Source organism: Alteribacillus sp. HJP-4, assembly GCF_042139015.1.
Classification (GTDB): Bacteria; Bacillota; Bacilli; order Bacillales; family Marinococcaceae; genus JBHIKY01.
In genome coordinates this window covers 1-20,569 of sequence record NZ_JBHIKY010000038.1, presented here as the reverse complement: position 1 = coordinate 20,569, position 20,569 = coordinate 1, and the positions used below count along the sequence as shown (strand labels likewise).

23 protein-coding genes and 1 pseudogene are annotated in these 20,569 nt (G+C 40.5%); 14 read left to right on the top strand and 10 right to left on the bottom strand.

Annotation, left to right across the window (positions count from 1 at the left end; genetic code table 11):
* The first annotated feature begins 5 nt into the window (after positions 1–5).
* Positions 6–272 carry a YfhJ family protein gene (locus tag ACE4RR_RS20405; RefSeq protein ID WP_375537281.1) on the top strand — a complete coding sequence of 89 codons (267 nt, stop codon included), beginning with the start codon at positions 6–8 and terminating at the stop codon, positions 270–272.
* A 22-nt stretch (positions 273–294) separates the two neighbouring features.
* Here ACE4RR_RS20405 and ACE4RR_RS20400 read toward each other — a convergent pair whose 3' ends face one another.
* A complete protein-coding gene (locus tag ACE4RR_RS20400; protein WP_375537280.1) occupies positions 295–1,287 on the bottom strand; it encodes a metal-dependent hydrolase in 993 nt (330 codons plus the stop codon).
* Positions 1,288–1,401: 114 nt separating this feature from the next.
* Here ACE4RR_RS20400 and ACE4RR_RS20395 point away from each other — a divergent pair, with 114 nt between their 5' ends.
* The 4 genes from ACE4RR_RS20395 to ACE4RR_RS20380 are packed head-to-tail and all read left to right on the top strand — an operon-like array spanning position 1,402 to position 5,226.
* Positions 1,402–1,728, top strand: a complete 327-nt coding sequence (locus ACE4RR_RS20395) for a hypothetical protein (RefSeq protein WP_375537279.1) — start codon at positions 1,402–1,404, stop codon at positions 1,726–1,728.
* Positions 1,729–1,745: 17 nt separating this feature from the next.
* A complete protein-coding gene (gene mutY, locus ACE4RR_RS20390) occupies positions 1,746–2,834 on the top strand; it encodes an A/G-specific adenine glycosylase (RefSeq protein ID WP_375537278.1) in 1,089 nt (362 codons plus the stop codon).
* The gene (locus ACE4RR_RS20385; RefSeq protein ID WP_375537277.1) at positions 2,834–3,592 is read left to right on the top strand and encodes an SDR family NAD(P)-dependent oxidoreductase; all 759 of its coding nucleotides are present in this window, start codon (positions 2,834–2,836) and stop codon (positions 3,590–3,592) included. Before mutY ends, ACE4RR_RS20385 begins: the two co-directional genes overlap by 1 nt.
* 17 nt (positions 3,593–3,609) lie before the next feature.
* Positions 3,610–5,226, top strand: coding sequence for a gamma-glutamyltransferase family protein (locus ACE4RR_RS20380; protein WP_375537276.1), 1,617 nt, complete (start codon positions 3,610–3,612; stop codon positions 5,224–5,226).
* On the opposite strand, the gene ACE4RR_RS20375 is transcribed toward ACE4RR_RS20380, so the two are convergent.
* The 4 genes from ACE4RR_RS20375 to ACE4RR_RS20360 form a co-directional block, all read right to left on the bottom strand.
* Complete coding sequence (locus tag ACE4RR_RS20375) at positions 5,209–5,586, bottom strand: hypothetical protein (RefSeq protein ID WP_375537275.1); 378 nt, start codon at positions 5,584–5,586, stop codon at positions 5,209–5,211. The two genes, ACE4RR_RS20380 and ACE4RR_RS20375, sit on opposite strands and share 18 nt — an antisense overlap.
* Positions 5,587–5,924: 338 nt before the next feature.
* Positions 5,925–6,245: a hypothetical protein gene (locus ACE4RR_RS20370; RefSeq protein ID WP_375537274.1), complete on the bottom strand. Its 321-nt coding sequence runs from the start codon at positions 6,243–6,245 to the stop codon at positions 5,925–5,927.
* 73 nt (positions 6,246–6,318) lie between these two features.
* Positions 6,319–7,281, bottom strand: a complete 963-nt coding sequence (locus tag ACE4RR_RS20365; protein ID WP_375537273.1) for an NADPH:quinone reductase — start codon at positions 7,279–7,281, stop codon at positions 6,319–6,321.
* Positions 7,282–7,283: 2 nt separating this feature from the next.
* On the bottom strand, positions 7,284–8,453 hold the full coding sequence (locus ACE4RR_RS20360) for an aminotransferase class I/II-fold pyridoxal phosphate-dependent enzyme (protein WP_375537272.1): 1,170 nt from the start codon (positions 8,451–8,453) through the stop codon (positions 7,284–7,286).
* 139 nt (positions 8,454–8,592) lie between these two features.
* Here ACE4RR_RS20360 and fabL point away from each other — a divergent pair, with 139 nt between their 5' ends.
* Positions 8,593–9,339 (top strand): enoyl-[acyl-carrier-protein] reductase FabL, encoded by a 747-nt coding sequence (gene fabL / locus ACE4RR_RS20355; protein ID WP_375537271.1) that lies wholly within the window; start codon positions 8,593–8,595, stop codon positions 9,337–9,339.
* A 197-nt stretch (positions 9,340–9,536) separates the two neighbouring features.
* Positions 9,537–9,698: pseudogene (locus ACE4RR_RS20350) on the top strand (gamma-type small acid-soluble spore protein); the annotation flags it as partial.
* Positions 9,699–9,750: 52 nt separating this feature from the next.
* Here the strand turns inward: ACE4RR_RS20350 and ACE4RR_RS20345 are convergent.
* Positions 9,751–9,918, bottom strand: a complete 168-nt coding sequence (locus ACE4RR_RS20345) for a hypothetical protein (protein ID WP_375537270.1) — start codon at positions 9,916–9,918, stop codon at positions 9,751–9,753.
* A gap of 171 nt (positions 9,919–10,089) precedes the next feature.
* Between ACE4RR_RS20345 and ntdP the strand changes: the two genes are divergently transcribed.
* On the top strand, positions 10,090–10,617 hold the full coding sequence (gene ntdP, locus ACE4RR_RS20340; RefSeq protein WP_375537269.1) for a nucleoside tri-diphosphate phosphatase: 528 nt from the start codon (positions 10,090–10,092) through the stop codon (positions 10,615–10,617).
* A 15-nt stretch (positions 10,618–10,632) separates the two neighbouring features.
* On the top strand, positions 10,633–12,375 hold the full coding sequence (locus ACE4RR_RS20335) for an ABC transporter ATP-binding protein (RefSeq protein WP_375537289.1): 1,743 nt from the start codon (positions 10,633–10,635) through the stop codon (positions 12,373–12,375).
* 223 nt (positions 12,376–12,598) lie between these two features.
* Here the strand turns inward: ACE4RR_RS20335 and ACE4RR_RS20330 are convergent, their stop codons facing one another.
* The 3 genes from ACE4RR_RS20330 to ACE4RR_RS20320 form a co-directional block, all read right to left on the bottom strand.
* Entirely contained in the window at positions 12,599–13,678 is a 1,080-nt protein-coding gene (locus ACE4RR_RS20330) for an FUSC family protein (protein WP_375537268.1), read from the bottom strand.
* 138 nt (positions 13,679–13,816) lie between these two features.
* A complete protein-coding gene (locus ACE4RR_RS20325; protein ID WP_375537267.1) occupies positions 13,817–15,052 on the bottom strand; it encodes a GTPase family protein in 1,236 nt (411 codons plus the stop codon).
* A 62-nt stretch (positions 15,053–15,114) separates the two neighbouring features.
* Positions 15,115–16,425 carry a glutamate-1-semialdehyde 2,1-aminomutase gene (locus ACE4RR_RS20320; RefSeq protein ID WP_375537288.1) on the bottom strand — a complete coding sequence of 437 codons (1,311 nt, stop codon included), beginning with the start codon at positions 16,423–16,425 and terminating at the stop codon, positions 15,115–15,117.
* A gap of 77 nt (positions 16,426–16,502) precedes the next feature.
* Here ACE4RR_RS20320 and bcp point away from each other — a divergent pair, with 77 nt between their 5' ends.
* The 4 genes from bcp to perR all read left to right on the top strand — a co-directional run bounded on the left by bcp (position 16,503) and on the right by perR (position 18,799).
* Complete coding sequence (gene bcp / locus ACE4RR_RS20315; protein WP_375537266.1) at positions 16,503–16,970, top strand: thioredoxin-dependent thiol peroxidase; 468 nt, start codon at positions 16,503–16,505, stop codon at positions 16,968–16,970.
* Positions 16,971–16,981: 11 nt separating this feature from the next.
* Complete coding sequence (locus ACE4RR_RS20310; protein WP_375537265.1) at positions 16,982–17,932, top strand: D-2-hydroxyacid dehydrogenase; 951 nt, start codon at positions 16,982–16,984, stop codon at positions 17,930–17,932.
* Between the two features lie 30 nt (positions 17,933–17,962).
* Positions 17,963–18,262, top strand: coding sequence for a cyclic-di-AMP receptor (locus tag ACE4RR_RS20305; protein WP_375537264.1), 300 nt, complete (start codon positions 17,963–17,965; stop codon positions 18,260–18,262).
* 99 nt (positions 18,263–18,361) lie between these two features.
* Positions 18,362–18,799: a peroxide-responsive transcriptional repressor PerR gene (gene perR / locus ACE4RR_RS20300; RefSeq protein ID WP_375537263.1), complete on the top strand. Its 438-nt coding sequence runs from the start codon at positions 18,362–18,364 to the stop codon at positions 18,797–18,799.
* Positions 18,800–18,836: 37 nt separating this feature from the next.
* On the opposite strand, the gene ACE4RR_RS20295 is transcribed toward perR, so the two are convergent.
* Complete coding sequence (locus tag ACE4RR_RS20295; RefSeq protein ID WP_375537262.1) at positions 18,837–19,190, bottom strand: YgzB family protein; 354 nt, start codon at positions 19,188–19,190, stop codon at positions 18,837–18,839.
* A 244-nt stretch (positions 19,191–19,434) separates the two neighbouring features.
* On the opposite strand from ACE4RR_RS20295, the gene ACE4RR_RS20290 reads away from it, so the two are divergent.
* Positions 19,435–20,298, top strand: a complete 864-nt coding sequence (locus tag ACE4RR_RS20290; protein ID WP_375537261.1) for a nucleotidyltransferase-like protein — start codon at positions 19,435–19,437, stop codon at positions 20,296–20,298.
* Positions 20,299–20,569 lie beyond the last annotated feature (271 nt).

Here is a 20,569-nt window from a genome sequence, read left to right as displayed (position 1 = left end):
TTTTCATGGAAGATATCTTTCAGCGGTTAACCGATAAGCTTCTTTTTAAAAATAATCAGCTCTCCTCCGCTCAGGCAAGGGCATGGGTTGAACACTTCTGGGAGGATTTTGAAACGACGAGAGCCAAAGCCGGCCGATCATACCAAGGAGCAGAAGCGACTGAGAGAATTGTTGAAACGTGGATTGAGCAATATTGTACAATGCTTCATCTGTATGAGCCAACGAATAAGAAGTTCAGTCATTTAAAGGATGAAAATAACCTTAAACATTAAATAGGGAAAAGTGCTGGAACGATTACGTTCTATACAGCTTTTCCCCTTGCTTTAATTTTTTTTCGAGCGTTTCATCGCTGTATATCCATCCTGTATAAGAGGTGTGGATATCCAGCTCTCTGTCCATTCTTACGACTGCGACAAATGGATAATACCCTTTACTTCGATAGCGAAGGTCAATGAATTTCACTTCCCAGCCTTCATTAAATTCTCTTACGATCCACCTGTAAGTCGGAGAAAATGACAAGAAAGCTGCTAAATTTCGATCCTGTCTTGCTGCATTCAGAACACTCGTATCTGGAATTGGTTCAAACGGGTAGCTTTCAAGATAATGAAGTCTGCCATTTTTTGATTCCGTTACATGCAGGAGATCTTCTGTCCGGATGACAAGATGCCATTTATTCCAGTTGAAGGTAGGAGAGATAAATAGGTGTGTGTGACCAGGGTGAAAGTTTGCAGCAGTCTTTAGAACCTTGTTTCTCTCTCTAAATCTCCAAAGATAATAAAAAATGAGTATTACATAGATAATGAAAAACGTCATTCCTGGTGGAGCTCCATATCTCCACAATATAAATCCGAAAATGTGAGCAAGAAAAATCAACGGATCAAAAATATTAATGACTCCCAGAGCTACCCATTTTTTACTTATCGGCGAGACAGCCTGAGTCCCGTACGCGTTAAAAATATCAACGAATACGTGAAGAAACACTGCAAGAAAAGTCCACAGCCACACGGTTAAAAAAGGGATCTCCGGTGCATAAGCGTAATATCCTCCTGCTATTAAAAGCGGCCACATAAGTACGGCAGGTATGGAATGAGTCGGACCGCGGTGGTAGCGAATATAGACTGAGTTGTTTTTTAGTTTTAATACGGTATCGAAATCGGGAGCCTGAGAACCGATAATTACAGCTGCCATCACGGTCTGCATGACAGCAGGGTTTTCAGCCACAACTGGGTCAAGTGTAGCAAGGCCGCCAAGGCCGATACCCATTACAACATGCGTTGCGGTGTCCATTGCTGCGTCCTCCTCTGTCAAAAATTCATCCTTTAAACGGACCTTTCCCGATTTATAACTTATGTATAAATGATATACCCGATAATATTTGAATCGAAAAGGTGGGAAATTACAATGCAGTCTCTGCAAATATTTATGGAATACAAAATCAAGCACGATAAAGTGACAGCTTATGAGGAGCATATGAAAAAAATAGCTGCTCATTTACGTTCGTTGGATGCTTCAAATTTTCAATGGTTCACCGCAGCCGATCAGCCCGGACTATACGTTGAAATGTTTGAAGTGCCTGCCCTTTCTCACTATCATACCTTAAAAAAGCAGCGTTGTTCAAAGGAGCACGAACTATTTGGAAAATTAGACGACTACGTGGATGGAGGAATGAACAAAGTGCACTGCTGGGCTTTTCATCAGAAACAAATCACATCGAAAGTGGATTATTAACAGGAGGTAGGTTGAATTTGTCAATTGATATAGATGTTAATGCTTTCCAGGGCGCATTACTAACGTGGTATGAAGAAAACAAACGAGATCTGCCATGGAGAGAAAATCAGGATCCTTATCGTATCTGGGTATCAGAAGTGATGCTTCAGCAGACCAAGGTAGAAACTGTAATTCCTTATTTTAACCGGTTTATCAAATGGTTCCCCACCTTGGAAAAACTAGCTGAAGCAGATGAAGAAAAAGTAATGAAGGCTTGGGAAGGGCTCGGCTATTATTCACGAGTACGAAATTTACAGACAGCTGTAAAAGAAGTAGCTGCAGAGTATGGAGGCGTAGTTCCTGATAATAAAAAGGATTTCTCATCCTTAAAAGGTGTAGGACCATATACTGCGGGAGCGGTGCTTAGTATTGCTTATGAAAAACCTGAGCCTGCTATCGACGGAAATGTCATGAGAGTATTTTCGAGAATTCTTAACATTCAGGAGGACATAGGGAAAGCAAAAACTCGAAAACGATTTGAAGAAACGCTTCCCGTTTTTCTGAAAGGGGTTAAGCCGTCTGAATTTAATCAGGCAGTTATGGAACTGGGCGCTATTGTTTGTACTCCAAGGTCTCCGGGATGCCTGCTTTGTCCAGTACAGTCTTTTTGCAGGGCAAGAGCAGAAGGGATACAGGAAACATTACCGTATAAGGAAAAAAAGAAAGCTCCGACTGCTAAAGAAATGGCTGCGGTAATTCTAAAAAATGAAGCAGGACAGGTATTATTTCACCAGAGGGGAAAATCCGGTCTGCTCGCAAGACTGTGGGAGTTCCCAAACACCGAATTGCAAAGTAAAGTATCAATAGAAAAAATTCTGAAAAATTTTTTAAAGGAAAGATGGTCCCTTGAAGCAAAAATCGGTGACCCGGTTCAGCGGGTTGAACACGTTTTTTCTCACTTAATCTGGAACATTTCTGTATATGAAGGGGTGTTGATAGAAAAAGCATACCCCCTGCCTGAAGACAGCCGCTGGCTGTATTTGCATGAAGCAAAAGCTCTTGCACTGCCAGTATCTCATCAAAAAATATTAAATGAACTTATAAAGAGAGAGGAAGGGAATGCATAATGGATCTTCAGCTAGCTGGAAAAAAAGTTCTAATCACAGGTGCTTCTAAAGGTATTGGACGAGGCATTGCTGCTCTATTTTCAGAAGAAGGAGCCGATGTTGGTATAGCGGCAAGGCCGAGTAAGAATCTCGCAGAAGCAGCAGCAGCTATCCAACATGCCAAAGCATTTGAGGCGGATCTTACTCATGAAGTTGATCGTGAATCATTGATTGCTCAATTTTTGGATACATTCGGCACTATCGATATCCTTGTAAATAATGCCGGAGGAAGCAATGGTGCTGCGATTGCTGATACTTCTATGTCTGATTTTAAAGAAGCTATGGAATTAAATTATTATTCAGCTGTTCACCTTAGTAAACTGGTGCTGCCAATAATGAAGGCCAATAAAGCTGGAAGTATTGTAAATATCTCATCAATTTATGGACGGGAATCCGGTGGTAAACCTACATATAACAATTCCAAGGCTGCCATGATCAGCTTTACTAAAGCACTAGCAGATGAAAGTATCTTAGATGGAGTCCGTGTAAATTCTGTCGCGCCAGGTGCTATCCTCCATTCCAGTGGAAATTGGCAAAAGAGATTAGAAGAAAATCCGGACAAAATTAATGAATTTGTAGCAAGGGAAATTCCTGCAGGAAGATTTGGCACAGTAGAAGAAATCGCAAACACAGTAGTTTTTCTTGCATCGGAAAAAGCCTCATGGATATCCGGTGCTAGTATTAATGTTGATGGCGGCCAGTCCAAAATGAATATGTAAGAAAGCGGGGAAGATCTATGATATTTCATAATAATGCTGGAGTATATCCTTATGATTCAAAAAGAACGGTTACATATGCCCGAAACGGAGTAGTGGCAGCATCACAGCCTCTTGCTTCCCAAGCAGGCCTGGATATTTTAAAAAAAGGTGGTAATGCTGTTGATGCGGCGATAGCTGCTGCAGCTGCCTTAACTGTTGTTGAGCCGACTTCAAACGGAATTGGAGGGGATGCATTTGCGATTGTCTGGATTAAAAACGAGCTGCATGGTTTAAATGCAAGCGGACCAGCTCCTTCTGACATTTCCATTGAGAAATTGAAGGGGGAAGGTCTGACTGAAATTCCTGAATTTGGGTTTGTGCCTGTTACTGTACCAGGTGTTCCGGCTGCCTGGGCCGAACTCTCCCGCGCTTTTGGGGAGCTTCCTTACGAAGAGTTATTTCGCCCGGCTATTCAATATGCTGAACAGGGCTATCCTCTTTCTCCGATACTCGCACAATTTTGGGATAAAGGGGTAAAGGCCTACCGAAAAAAGCTGAAGGGAGAAGAGTTTCAATCCTGGTTTGACACATTTGCCCCGGACGGAAGAGCTCCATCAGCAGGAGAAGTATGGCAATCACAAGCGCATGCAGACACATTAAAAAGCATAGCAGCAAGTTTCAGCCGTGATTTTTATGAAGGGGATCTCGCTGATCAAATAGACAAATTTTCACGCAGATATGGCGGATATTTATCGAAGAAAGATTTAATGAAATTTCAGCCGGAATGGGTAAAGCCGGTTAGTGTTAACTATAAAGGCTATGATGTCTGGGAAATCCCTCCCAATGGACAGGGCATGATTGCTCTGCAGGCACTAAATATGATGAAGTCTCTTGAAATTGGGGGCAGGGATGATGTAAAAACACTTCATCACCAGATTGAAGCGATGAAGCTCGCATTTGCCGATGGGATGAATTATATTACCGATCCTGACAAAATGACGATCAGCCTCTATGACTTATTATCAGAACAATACGCGGCTGTCCGGAGCAGAGACATTGGGGAGCATGCCCTTCAACCAAAGCCCGGCTCACCTCCAAAAGGCGGTACTGTGTATCTGGCAGCAGCGGATAAACAAGGAAATATGATATCATTCATTCAAAGTAATTACATGGGCTTTGGTTCCGGGCTGGTCGTACCGGGAACAGGAATAGCCCTGCAAAACCGAGGCCATAATTTTTCCATGAACCCCGGGCATGTTAATGCCCTTGAAGGTGGTAAAAGGACATTCCACACTATTATTCCTGGTTTTATAACAAAAGGGAACGAAGCAGTCGGACCTTTTGGAGTGATGGGTGGTTTTATGCAGCCTCAGGGGCACCTTCAGGTAATAATGAATATGGTCGATTTTGGTTTGAATCCGCAGGCGGCTCTAGATGCTCCAAGATGGCAGTGGTTGAAAGATAAGACTGTGGCGGCAGAATCATCTTTTCATCCAGCTGTACTCAAGCAGTTAGCAGATAAGGGCCATCATATCCAAATGGAATATGAGACCGGAAGCTTCGGAAGAGGCCAGATTATTTGCCGGAATCCTGCCAACGGAGTGTACGCTGCAGGAACCGAATCGAGAACAGATGGATCAATCAGTGCGTGGTGATTGGGGGATGTGTTTCATATTCCGCTTGGGTTTATCGTTAATTAAATGTATAGATTCCACCTGCTTTTTAGTTTCAGCCGATCCGTATTTGTAAATCATTTGAAATACTTTGTCCAATCCATCCTGATATTCATGCCGGTCTGTTTCTGTTAATGCTTCATTAAAGTGCCGGAAAGTGAACAGGTTTTGCCGTTCGACATCATGATCCTGCACTTCTCCAAGCAGAAAAAGAACTTCTTCTAATTCATCCGGTGTCACTTCTATTTCATATTGAATGAGGTTACTGTCTGGAATGCGAACTGGACTGACTTCATCCATACTTATTGGATTTAAATTAACGTAATATTTTTGTTTTTCCATTTTTCCGCTCCTTTCATCGTTAGGATGAGCGTCTTTAAAGAATCTCATTCAAAAAAGAAGCAATAGTAAGGAGTTTGTTCAGGTAAGATCAACCTCTTTATACAACCTCTGAATAATTAAATAGATTTTTTCCACGTCAGTACTTATTTAGCAGTGTCATTGTTATTGCTTCAAATGTCTCCTGAGTATAGACAATCCATTCGTACAAAAATAGTGAAAGAAAAAAGAGCATAAGATATCTTCCAAACGAAACGCTTCCGACTATCTTTTTCATAGTCGGAAGCGTTTTTTTACTGTTCAGAGACCGTTATTTCCATACCTCCGGCAGTATAAAATAATTAAAATAAGTCATCGCGGATGCTCAAGATAGCTTCTTTTGTCTTATCAGGACCTAATTCATGAATTTTTCTATATAATTTATCTAATTTTTCCTGCTGGTGATTTTTGGCCTGATCCGCATTTCTTTCGTCTAACGCCCGATTAATTATTTTTTTACTGGTGGCGTCTTCTTGTTGAATATCTTCGATCAACGCTTCAATTTCTTTCCTTTCCTCTGGGGTTGCCTGAATTTCATATTGAATTGTATTATCCGGAGTTTGAATGTCTGTTAATCCCATAGATGATTGTTCCATTTCTACATAATAAGTGTGCTTTTCCATGCTCCCGCTCTCTCCTTCAATATTTGATTATATAAAGATATACCCTGGCAAATATGAGTTCACACATGCCGCATTAAATTTTTAATACAATACTTCCAGTGACCTCCCCGTTTTCAAGGCTTTTGTGAGCAAAGGCTCCTTGTTCAACTTCAAATACTTTCCCCAAATGAGGAGAAAATGAGCCGCTTTCAAGAAGTAAATTAATTTCTGCAGCAGCTTCTTGAAGAATTTCCGGGGGAGCGGTGAATAATAATATACCTAATAATGAAGCATGCTTTTGATTAAGAAGCCTCCATGGCAGTTCTGGACTGTTGTTTTTAGGTGAACCGACAGCTACAATTCTACCCCCAGGGTGCAGCATCTCTAAATCCCTGTTGATATTCTCACTGAGCGACACATCAATTATGACATCCAGTCCCTCATTTTGGGTCATGTTATTAACTTTTTCATGAATATTTTCAAGATCATGCCGTATAACAAAATCAGCACCGGCATCGAGAGCCATTTTGGCTTTAGCTTCCGAGCCTGCCGTTCCTATCACAAAGGCGCCGGCATTTTTAGCCAACTGCACTGCTGCGTGTCCGACTGCTCCGGAAGCTCCGTAAATAAGCACATTTTCTCCATTATGGAGACGGGCCCGGTTAAAAAGTGATAAATGAGCAGTCAGCGAAGGGATCCCTAAACTAGCGCCTTCTTCATATGAAACATTATCTGGAAGTGGAAAAACAAAGGAAGGGTCAGCAGAAGTATATTCAGCAGCAGAGCCGGAGATGTTTGTTGCCCATACACGGTCTCCCTGTTGAAAATTGTTTACCTCACTGCCTGTTTCTGCCACTACACCAGCTAAATCAAAATGGGGAATGTGCGGGAAACTTTTCACTTCACGGATTCCTTTTCGAAAATACGTATCCACAGGATTAATTCCGCTTGCTTTTACTTCTATTAGAATTTCCTTCTTATTGATTTCAGGTTTTGGAACCTCTGCCATGGCAAGCACGTCAGGATCTCCATATTGATTAAACACTAATGCTTTCATTCTTATTTACCCCTTTCTTCTTTAATTAATGAACCAAGTCTTTTAGCTGCTTCAATCAGTGTGTCTGTGTCTTTCGTTAAAGCAATGCGGACATATCCTTCTCCCCCGCTCCCAAAAGCGTTTCCCGGAGTGACGACCACGCCGTAATCGAGTGCTGTTAGAGCAAATGATAAGGAGGAGTAATGACCCGGCACCCTCGCCCAAATAAACATTCCGCCATCAGGAATTGTTACATTCCAGCCGTACTCATGTAATTTCTCACAAAACACGTCTCTTCGCTTTTTGTAAATTGATCGGTGATCATCCAGAAATTTATATTCCTTCGTCAATGCATAGGCAGCTGCTTTTTGTAAAGGATAAAATACACCATAATCAATATTTGATTTGATATCAGCCAGGGGCTTTAGGTAAGAAGGGAACCCTACTGCATAACCGATTCTTGCCCCGGCCATGTTGAAACTTTTGGAAAGAGAGTTAAATTCAATGGCCGTTTTCCTTGCATCCGGTATGTGAAATATACTTAATGGTTTTTGGTCTGTAAATACAAGTTCTGAATAAGCAAAGTCATGTACAATTAATATATTGTGCTCAAGAGCGAATGAAACAGCTTTCTCGAAGTACTCCTGTGTAACCATGGCTGCGGTTGGGTTGCCAGGATAATTCATTATAAATATTTTTGCTTTTTTTGCGATTTCAATGGGTATTTTATCCAGGTCCGGCATGAAATGATTTTCCTCATTTACCGGAAGAGAATATAACTCCGCTCCGGCAAGACTTGTGCAGGCTGAATAAACCGGGTATCCAGGATCAGGAGCAATCAGAATATCTCCAGCATCTAAATATGCAAGTGCAAGATGGGCGAGACCATCCTGTGATCCCATTAGCTGCAGCACTTCATTTTCATTTAATTTAATTTGAAATCTTTCTTTATAATAAGTAACGACGGCTTTGTTGAATTCTTGTGTTCCTTTTAGTGAGTATCCGTATTGATCTTCTTTTAGCGATTCCTCTGAAAAAAGGTTTCTAACGCCATCCGGAGGAGGCAGGTCCGGGCTGCCAATACTTAAATCGATTATATCTTCAAGGCTGGAAAGTTTTTCAGCTTTTTTTTCAGCCATGTTTGTAAATATACTTGCAGCTAATCGCTGCATACGCTGAGCTGGCTGGATCATTCTAAATCAGTCCTTCCTATAATATGTACGTACCCTATATTATAAATGAATAATATAAATATTTGTGGGACCGGAATTTTTTGTGCGTTATAATGAGAAATGGACTGACAGCAATTATGTGAAATCAGGAGGATGTTTAATGGAAAAAGTAGCCCTTGTTACCGGAAGCAGCCGTGGAATTGGAAAAGAAATCGCACTTAAGCTGGCTGATGAAGGGTACCATCTGGTCATTAATTATGCCCGAAGTAAAACAGCTGCCATGGAAACAGCTGCAGAAATTGAGAAAAAGGGTGTAAAAGCTTTAGTTGTTAAAGCAAATGTAGGCAGAAAAGAAAAAATTGACGGACTTTTCAACGAAATAGAAAATACATTTGGGCGCCTGGATGTATTCGTTAATAACGCTGCCTCTGGAGTGTTAAGACCAGTGATGGAAATCGAGGAAACTCACTGGAACTGGACAATGGACATCAACAGCAAAGCATTATTGTTCTGTGCCCAGCAAGCAGCCCGTTTAATGGAAAAGCACAATGGCGGAAAGATTGTCAGCCTCAGCTCTTTGGGAGCCCGGCGATATTTGAAAAATTATACAACGGTCGGCGTTTCAAAGGCTGCCGTGGAAGCATTGACGAGATATTTAGCCGTAGAATTGGCAGATAAAAATATAGTTGTGAATGCTGTTTCAGGAGGCGCGGTTGATACGGACGCTCTCACACATTTTCCGAATCGAGATGAGCTTCTTGAAGAAGCCAGAACAAAGACTCCCGCTGGAAGAATGGTGGAAACAAAAGATATAGCGGACACGGTCATGTTTTTGCTTTCGGATAAGTCATATATGATAAGGGGACAAACAATTATTGTCGATGGAGGAATTTCTTTACTAACATGATTTTTTTAAAAATCTGCGGATATTAAATTCACATTCAGGGCATCTTAATCGTTGTGGAGGTGAAGAAATTGAATAACAACCAAAATCAACAACAACAGCAGCAAGCTCAACAAAAAGCACAGCAGCAAGCTCAACAGGCTCAACAAAGAGCTCAACAGCAGGCTCAGCAAAACGCTCAGCAGCAAGCTCAGCAAAACGCTCAACAAAATGCTTCCCAAACTAATGCTCAAAAGGTTCGTCAGCAGAACCAGGCTGCTTCTCAAAACCAGCAGACTGAATTTGCACGCGAAACAGATGCTCAACAAGTAAAAAAACAAAACCAGCAATCCCAACAGAAAAAGCAGCAAAACCAAAAATAATTATAGTCGCTGCATAAAAGGAGCACCCTCTAAGGGTGCTCTTTTTATCCCGCTATTGAAACATTGGAAAAACATATTGTACTAAAAACCATAAAAATCCAAAAAATATAATGATATAGGCCGCGTATTTAATAAATGTCGAAGCCACTCGAGAATTGTCCTGTCTTTTCTCGATATGCTTCTCCTCCACATCGCGTTCCGTTGCTCTTCTTCTGGGCATTTGTACTCTCCTCCTTAAGGTAACCCTTTCTCTTTCAAAGCATTCCCCAAAAACATTTATGGCAAAACATTTGATTTATGGGAAAAGAGAAACCGAAATATTTCAATTATTGATGAGTAGATGTATAATTAACAGGATAGAGATTTATCGTCTGGCAGGAAGGAGAAGGGCATGGAATTCCCGGAAACAGGAAGGACAATTGAAATTCAAAGCTATAAACATAATGGTACACTTCACCGCATCTGGGAGGAAACCCTTATATTAAAAGGAACATCAAAGGAAATCGTTGGCGGGAACGACCGGATACTTGTCCATGAATCAGATGGAAGAAGCTGGCGTACGAGAGAGCCTGCCATCTGTTACTTTCATGGAGAAAAATGGTTTAATGTAATCGGAATGGTTCGTGCTGATGGAATTCATTATTATTGTAATTTAGGGACCCCGTTTGTGTGGGATGAGGAAGCATTAAAATACATTGATTACGATCTGGATATAAAAATTTTCCCAGATATGACTTATAATCTGCTTGATGAAGATGAATACAAGCGTCATAAAGAAGAAATGGGTTATCCTGTAAAAATTGACAGAAAAATAAACCAGGCCGTCCGTGAGCTTCAATCCTGGATTTATCAGAGAAAAGGGCCGTTTGACCCACAATTTGTGGAACAATGGTACGAACGTTATTTGTTTTTTCGTTAGTTGAGGTGATGAATCCTGGGCAGCATTAAAAGATATTTACAATTTGTAAAACCTTATAAAAAAATCATTATTATAACTATTATTATTGGTGTTTTAAAATTTGGGATTCCTTTGCTGACTCCACTTTTATTAGCACATGTGATTGACAATATAATTCTTGATGACAGTATTCCAACGGGCGAAAAATTGAATTCACTTTTTTTGCTTCTCGGCAGTGCAATTATCCTATTTCTGGTTGTCAGGCCGCCGGTGGAATATTACAGGCAGTATTTTGCCCAATGGATTGGCAGCAAAGTACTGTATGATATCCGCGATCAGCTTTTTACACATATTCAAAAGCTTAGTCTCCGCTTTTATTCAAATCGTAAAGCCGGTGAAATTATTTCCCGGGTAATCCACGATGTGGAACAAACAAAGAACTTTGTTATCACCGGCCTCATGAATATCTGGCTGGATATAGCTACTATTCTTATTGCAGTAATTATCATGCTAACTATGAACGCATGGCTTACGCTTGTAGCAGTAGCGCTGTTTCCACTCTATGGAATTGCGATAAAATACTTTTACTCAAGGCTGCGTTATTTAACAACAGTCAGATCTCAGGCACTTGCGGATGTACAGGGGCACTTACATGAGAGAGTACAGGGTATGAATGTAATCCGCAGTTTTGCTCTTGAGGATTATGAGCAGGAGCAATTTGATAGAAGAAACACCTACTTTTTAGATAAAGCGATTGATCACACAAAATGGAATGCAAAAACTTTTGCAGTTGTAAATACAATTACGGATATTGCTCCATTAATTGTTATTTTAAGTGCTGGTTATTTTGTAATCCAATCCGGGCTTGGTGTGGGGGAAATGGTTGCCTTTGTATCCTACATGGAAAGGCTGTACAGCCCGCTCAGAAGACTTGTGAATTCCTCCACCACACTTACCCAGTCAATTGCTTCTATGGACCGTGTGTTCGAATTTGTAGATGAAAAGTATGACATTAAAGATAAAAGCAATGCAGTGCCGTTGAGCCATACTAAAGGGGATATAGAATTTAGAAGTGTGTCCTTTCAGTATGAAAAAGATATGGAATTTGCATTAAAGGATGTAACCATGAAAGTAAGTGCAGGAAAAACCGTAGCCCTTGTGGGAATGAGCGGCGGTGGAAAAAGTACTCTTGTCAGTCTCATCCCAAGATTTCACGATGTGGATAAAGGAGAAATTCTACTCGATGGAAAGGACATCAGAGACTACGAGGTCCGAACACTACGGGATAAAATAGGCATGGTATTACAGGATAATGTCCTGTTTAGTGATTCAGTCAAAATGAATATTCTCATGGGAAATCCACAAGCGGAGGAAGAAGAAGTAATTAAGGCAGCGAAAGCAGCCAACGCCCATGAATTTATTATGGAGCTGCCTCAAGGGTACGATACACCAATCGGCGAAAGAGGGGTAAAGCTTTCAGGAGGACAGAAGCAAAGAGTAGCAATTGCACGAGTGTTTTTGAAAAATCCACCTCTGCTCATATTTGATGAAGCTACCTCAGCCTTAGATCTTGAAAGTGAGCAATTAATTCAGGAAGCCATGCGGAATCTTGCTAAAGACAGAACTACTTTTATTGTAGCCCACCGGTTATCTACAATTACACATTCTGACGAAATAGTCGTAATTGATAGTGGGAGAATTATGGAGACCGGTACTCATAACGAGCTAATGCATAAAGAGGGAAGCTATCAAAAATTATTCAATGTTCAGCAATTATAAAAACGGACGTTAAAAAATACCCTGGCATGTCTGCCAGGTTCAATAGTTCCTTAATATGATTCTTAAAGTAAGAACAGGGGTTGTATCAAAAGATTATAAACAGTTGATGTCCTTCCAAAAATAATCCCGTATCACTATAAAAGTGGTACGGGATAACTTGGTTTGGTGTGATTTTGACCAAAGTGGGGACTAAATTTTTTGAAAAGACTTTTGATACAGCCCCTTAATCATCTTCTAATTGCTTTATTTCGACTGTGTTATCGTGATAACTGAAAAAACTATCTACGAGCCGGTCGAGGTGTTCCAGCTGTTCATTGTATTCAATGATATGAGAGATGACGGGGAGAAGGTGAAGCCACTCATCCCGGTCAATTTCCTTATGATCATATAAATCCATAAATAAATCAGTTAATGATTCTCTTCCCTCAAATACTTCATCTGCCATTTCCTCTGTCATTTGAGTATTCACTTTCCCAATATAGCGGAGGAGTATCCTATCATGATAATCGGTTAAGTGATCGAGCTGCTGCTGAATTAATTTTTGCATCCTCTCAGGCATATGCTGCATTTCATTTTCCGAACGGTCCAGTGTCTTTAAGATCGCAAATATTTTTTTGAAGGTATTTATCATTTGTTTAAAAAGCACTATTTTTCTTGCTTTGCTCAGCTTGCTTTTTAGAAAATAATTCCTTTCTTCCTTATACAGCATAAATAGGTTGTCGACTTTCAAAGCTGCAGCATTAATACGTGCAATATCATCCTTTAAAGACTTTTGATTCGTATCATGCCTAGTCAGTACTCTTATCCAGCGTATTACTTCTTCAGTAAGGCTGGATACCTTGTAATACAGTTTAGTTTCATGCTTTGGTGGAAGAAAAATTAAATTTACTGCAAAAGCAGAAAACACACCAATCATGATTAACAGAAATCTTTCACCGGCAAAAAGAAAAAAGCCTTCTTCTGGGTTTCCCATAATAATAATAATGGTAACAAGTGCAAGAGGGATAGTTGAGGCTTCCAGTCTCGTTTTTAAGATAATCGCAATCGCAAGCATGACGGCTACACCAATAATAACCGGCTGAAAACCGAAAGTAATGGCCAGTAGTATTGCAATGGCAGCGCCGATTAAATTTGCCTGAATCTGTTCCAAAATTGTCTGATACGTACGAAATATAGATGGCTGAATGGCAAATGTCGCTGAAATCGCAGCGAAAAATGCCGGATCAAGGCCGATCCAGTCAGCTGCGTATATTGCGATAATTATGGCGAGGCCAGTTTTAAATATTCGTGCCCCTAGTTTCATGAAAATCGTCGAGTCCTTTCCTTTTGCTCCTGAGAAAAGAGCGCTTTTTCTTACAACGACTTACGGCCGCCATTCGAGACTATACACCTTTCTTAAAGCTAACACAAGTACCTTTTATAAGGAAGCGCTGACAAGTTATTATTCTTCCTTCAACCTGTGTGTTTCTTTTTCAAAGATTGCTCTTGCTTCCTGAGAGGACTCTTTATCGATAAAATAGGAAATAGCGGCCTTGCAGAGCGACCATGTCGCAATAGAAGCGACAGTGCCGGAAATTAAGTGGCCTGCTCCAGGGAAAGCGACCTTGCTTAATGAACGGGCTACCTGTCTAAAGGCGTAAGCCGCTCCAATGTTTACTCCCATCGCTCCGATAAATTCTGCTATCGATTTACGGTTCAGTTCCCTCCCGGAAATATAAGCTATACTTGTTATCATGGATATTTGTATCCCCGTGATAACCGGCAGGTCAGCAATAGGGATAGGCTGCGCCCCAAGCCCTCCGCATACTGCTGAAGCACTTTTTCCCACTGTTAAGGCAATTTTTCTTTGAATTTCCTTAGCCTGGGTTATTTTTGCCCATTGCATCCAGGTGCTTCCGGGTAAATGTTCGAGCAAAAAATGAACCACTTCCTCTGTATTCCATCGTCTATCATAAACAATTTCTTCATCCTCGAAAACCATATAGGAGCATACTGGAAGCACCCCGGCAACATCGGTCATTTTATTTGTCAATTTCGTGGATAAATGCTCAACGGCTTCATCAATATTTTTTAATTTTTTCTTTTTGTAAGGAGGCTCTGCATTATACACCGGATCAAGTTCGTCGACCTGGGTTACAATGCCGATGACTGGCGGTAAATAATTATGATGTTTTTGTACAAAATTTTTAAGCTCCATTAATTGCGCTATATCTTCGTTTATTCTAGAATCGACTTCTTTTGCTTTTATTAAAAATAAAAAAGCGTCTGGACATTTATCTTTCATAGAAGATTTTACTTCTTCAAGAGCATCTATTTCCGTACTGGCTTCTGCCGGCGCAGATCCTTCACCCAGCCCGCGTGTATCGAGGATTTCCATATCGGCATCTTTATCTTCATTCTTATATGCCAGCCACTGCCCTTCACCGGTCTGTGCTTTTACAGATCCGATCTCAGCTACTGGTGCCTGAAAAATTGAATTAATGAATGTTGATTTGCCTGAGCCTCGTCTGCCGACAATTGCAAAACGAGGGGAACGAGCATCGAGAAAGATATCCTCCAGTCGTTCTACCTCACTTTCAACTTGTTTCCTTACCGATCCTGGAAGTTTTGGTACTAATTTGCTGCGCATAAGGCGAATTGGTTCTTGAAATAATTGCTTTTTATTATCTTCGTTCATTATCATCCCTCCATAATCCTCTTTATTCCCGGAAATAGTTCGCAGCAATCAATTTGATGTAATTAATTGGCCTTATTCATATCTCTGTACAATACTTTAAAGGTTTCTCTTACTGCGTGTAATGTTTCCTCAATATCAGCGGAAGTATGCTCAGTCGTTAAAAACCACGCTTCATATTTTGATGGGGCGAGGTTTATCCCTCGCTGCAGCATGTTCTTAAAAAATAATGAAAATAGCTGTTCATCACTGTTTTCTGCACCTTCATAATTTACTACTTTTTCTTTCGTGAAGTATAGAGTAAGGGCTCCGACTAAACGATTGACCGTAGCTGGTATTTTAAATTCTTCAATTAAAATATTCAGTCCATCCTCGAGCTGCCGGCCGAGTGTCTCCAAATTTTCGTAAACTCCTTTTTTCTGTAATACTTCCAGACAAGCGATGCCTGCGCTTATGGAGGCGGGGTTGCCTGACATTGTGCCTGCCTGGTATGCAGGGCCAAGCGGAGCCACATGTTCCATGATGTCGACTCTGCCGCCATACGCTCCGATTGGAAGCCCGCCGCCGATGATTTTTCCGAGAGCAGTCATGTCAGGAGTCACGCCTTTCAAATTTTGAGCTCCTCCATACATAAATCGAAAAGCTGTAATCACCTCATCATAAATGACAAGTGCTTCGGATTTGTGGGCAAGCTTGTTTACAGTTTCTAGAAATCCAGGGGCGGGCTCCACAATCCCGAAGTTACCAACAATCGGTTCAACTAGAACAGCTGCTGCATCGTCTCCCCATGTACGGAGTGCCTCTTCCAGTGCTTTTGCGTCGTTAAACGGGACAGTTATAACTTCTTCAGCGATATTTTTCGTCACACCCGCTGAATCGGGGGAACCGAGTGTAGCTGGCCCAGAGCCTGCGGCTACAAGAACAAGATCAGAATGGCCGTGATAGCAGCCTGAAAATTTGATGATCTTGTTTTTTCCTGTGTATGCCCGTGCTACTCGAATAGTAGTCATGACAGCTTCTGTTCCTGAATTTACAAAACGAACTTTTTCTAATGAAGGAATAGCGTTTTTTAACATTTTCGCGAATGTATTCTCTAATTTTGTAGGAGTGCCGTACAATGTTCCATTCTCGGCTGCCGCTGTGATTGCCTGAGTAATGTGAGGATGAGCATGGCCAGTGATGATAGGACCGTAAGCGGCAAGGTAATCAATATAACGGTTTCCGTCCACATCATAAAAATAAGCCCCCCTGCCTCGTTCCATAAATACAGGCGTTCCGCCGCCGACTCCTTTATAAGAACGTGACGGACTGTTTACGCCGCCTACGATGAGTTCACAAGCCTCTTCATAATACTGTTCAGAAAGTGTAGTTTTCATCATTGACTTCCTCCTTCCACTATTTGCAGTACTTATTGTATCATGAGAGAAACAGAAATAACTTAGGAGGGTTTGCCATGTCAGTTAAAATTGGCGAAAAGGTTCCAGAATTCGAACTGCCGGCCAGTACCAATGAAACGTTTCGTTTATCAGATTTTAAAGGAAAAAAAGTTTTGATTTATTTCTACCCTAAAGACATGACTCCGGGCTGTACAACAGAAGCCTGTGATTTTAGAGATTTAAACGAAGATTTCGCAAAAGAAAATACGGTAGTCGTCGGAGTAAGTCCCGACCCACTAAAAAAGCATGCTAAATTTATTGAAAAACACCAGCTGCCGTTTGTGCTGTTATCAGACGAAGAAAATGAAGCAGCAGAAATATTCGGAGTGTGGCAGCTTAAAAAGAATTTTGGGAAAGAATATATGGGTATTGTTCGTTCGACTTTTTTGATAGATGAGTCTGGAAAACTGGTCAATGAGTGGAGAAAGGTCCGTGTGAAGGATCATGCGCATCACGCACTCCAGTATATTCGTGAGCAGGGCTGAGGAGGAGAAAAATGCAGATACTATCAACAGACAAGCTGAACGAAGATATACGTAATAAGCTTTCCCAAACATATCCGGACGAACAATTTGTTTATTGTGAAGATGTCGAGGAAGCAAAACAATATTTAAAGCAAACAGACGTAATAATAACATATGGGGAAGATCTGACCGAAAATGAAATTTACATGGCCCCACGATTAAAATGGATAATGGTTATCTCAGCAGGCATGGATCTGATGCCTTTTAAGGCAATTACAGAAAAGGGTATACTCGTAACAAATGCAAAGGGTATTCACAAAAAGCCGATGGCTGAATATACATTTTCTATGATCCTTCAATATGCCCGTCAGGCCGATAAAATAAAGGAACAGGAGAAGCATAAAATCTGGAGCCGCGAAGTGGAGATGACCGAAGTAAACGGAAAAACGATAGCGATTCTGGGAACAGGCGCCATCGGCAGGGAAATCGCAAGACTAGCGAAGGCCTTTGGAATGAATACACTAGGTTTTTCACGAAGCGGCAGAGCAGTGGAAAATATTGATAAAATGTTTTTAAGAGAAGATTTAAATAAATTATTGGCGTCGGCAGACTTTGTAGTGTCTGTTCTGCCCCATACAGACAATACAGATAAAATAATGAATATAAATGCGTTTCATGCAATGAAAAAAGAAGCTGTATTTATAAACATAGGGCGGGGGAAGACAGTAGATGAAGGTGCTTTAATCGAAGCGCTCAACCGAGGCGAATTTGCCCATGCTGTCTTAGATGTATTTGATGAAGAACCCCTACCGGGCAGTCATCCTTTTTGGGGGCGGGATGATGTTACCGTTACACCTCATATTTCAGGGATATCGCCGGGCTATCTCCCAAGAGCAATGGAAATTTTCAGCAACAATTTAGAGGTTTTCATTAACGGTGATGGTGAATATATAAATAAGATAGATACGACAAAGGGCTATTAACATCTTTATATAGAAGAAAGGTGGGAAAGAATGAAACTGATGGTATGTATTGTAAATGATTACTACACTGCTGAAATCGAAAGAGGGATGAAAAAAAAGGGATATAAAATGACGGAGCTGGCGAGCAGCGGTGGATTTCTTAAAAAAGGAAATACAACTTTTCTGTTTGGTGTTGAAAATGAAGATATTGACCCTTTAAAAACAGAGCTCAAGAGCATATGTACGAATTATGAGCAAAAAAGAGGAAAGAAGCTTGAAAAATCTCATCGTTATACGTCGTTTGTGCTCTCTGCGAAAGATGCAGCATTATTCGGAAGCAAAATGCCTTAGCTTGCAGTATTCATTGACAATAACGGGGTGCATCAGATAAAATTAATTATAAGAATTATAAAGTAAGAATTGTTTTATAAGAAAGTGAGGTGCATGACGATGGCGAACGAACGCCTGCTGGAAGCAGTTGATGCTTTAAAAAGCACAAGGGTTCGCATGACCCCGCAACGTCATGCCATTTTGGAATATTTGTATGATTCGATGAGCCATCCGACAGCGGATGAAATTTATAAGGCCCTCGAAGGCAAATTCCCAAATATGAGCGTTGCTACAGTTTATAATAATCTGCGAGTTTTTAAAGAGGTAGGTATTGTTAAAGAGTTAACATACGGCGATTCCTCGAGCCGATTTGACTGTGTCACAACTGATCATTACCATGTAATCTGCTCTGATTGTGGAAAAATTGTTGATTTTCATTACCCTGGATTAGATGAAGTTGAAACGCTGGCCGAACATGTAACCGGATTTAAAGTGAACAACCATCGGATGGAAATTTACGGGAGCTGCCCTGACTGCAGTAAACGTTCTGCACATTAATTAATAAGAAGACGATAAAAAAGCTGAGCCTCGAAGCTCAGCTTTTTGCTTTGCGATTGTATTTAGAATCAAATTCTTTACCCTCAAGCTTCCGATCTAAGGTGAGCGGCTGGTCACAATACATACAGGCATCAACCTTTCCCAGCACTTTAGTTATTTTTCCGCATTCTGGACAGGTCACCTGCACTGTATTCGTGGAAATCATTCCAATCCAAAAATACGTTGCGCTGCTTGCAAGGACGAACAAAAAACCGAGCAGCATAGCGATAGTCATTATAATAGGAGAAGATTGAAAAAATATGCCTCCATACATAATGAGAATTCCTATGAAAACAAGAGATAAAGCAAAAGTTCTGATGCGATTTATTTTGTTAGAAGCTTTATAAGCCATGTACAACCCTCCTGCGTCTTTAGTATAGCACAGGAATATATCAGAAAAAATAACCGGCCAACAAAATATGTGACAGCTTATAAACTCCAAAAACAAAATCGAACCGCCTTTTCAATTGAGCTTTTGAAAAAAATAATCCATTTCAAAAAGGTATTTAAATAAATTTGTCGAAAACTAAAGTCGTGTTAATAATTTCATCTTAAGCAATATACAGATAAAGGTGTTAGAAAGGGGCAGCCTGAGTATGGAGGCTATTCTGCGGAGTTTGTATCAGGAACGGGCCAGTGAACCGACCACCAAGGGAGTGCTTCTTATAGAAAAGCAGCCCCTGGAGGAATCATTAACAGATTTTTTTGATGCTATCATCTTGATTGTAACCGATGCAGCAGAATCAAGGGTTAAGCACTATGACTGTGATGGATTGAATGTAGCGTTATATATGGTGCGTGAACATGAGCTGTTTTATTGGATGATATCTGGGAAAAATAGAAAAATGATTGACTGGCTTTTTAAAGGAAAGGTTGTTTTTAACCGAAATGAATATATTACTTATTTAAAGAAAAGACTTATTGAATTTCCGCAGGAAGACCGAATGAAAAAGGTCGGCATTGAATTTGCCAGATTAATAAGAAGATTTGAAGATGGTAAGACCCTTTATTACACACGTCATTATTTAGATGCGTTTAATCATATATTACATTCTCTCCATCACCTAGCCAGGCTGGCTGTTATCGAAAACGGCCTCTATCCGGAAGTGACGATGTGGAAGCAGGTTAAAGAAGTTGATCCTGAAACATATAAACTTTATGATGAGCTCATCGTTGGGGAAGAACCAATTGATAAGCGCCTTGAATTATTAATGATTGCAATTGAATTCGCAATTCGTTCAAAAATACACATTGGAAAAGCTCATTTATACTCGGTGATGAGCAGGAAAACAAACTCATGGAGCTTTGAAGAGCTTTCCAAGGAACAGGAAGTAAATGAGTATCTTGTAGATTTAGAAATTTTACTTCAATACTTTACAGAGAATGATGTTATGCTGAAAGTGGTTGAATTTTCGAAAACTCCGGGAATTTTTCACCAACGTTACATTTTTAAAAAATAATGCAGGGAATCTATTGACGAAAATTTTTGAGGGTGATATATTATTCATTGTCGCAAAAACAGACCAAGCCAACATTCAACTAATTTTGAGCTAATAATTTGTTTGAAGAATGTTGACAGAAGCGGCTATAAATGATATCTTATAAAAGTCGCCAATTGAGCGGCAGCACAGATTGTCCTTTGAAAATTGAATGAAAGTCAAGCGTTTAATTAAAGTAACATCCCCCATCTAATTCAGATGGACAAAGCAAGAAGAGTCAGTACTCTACTAT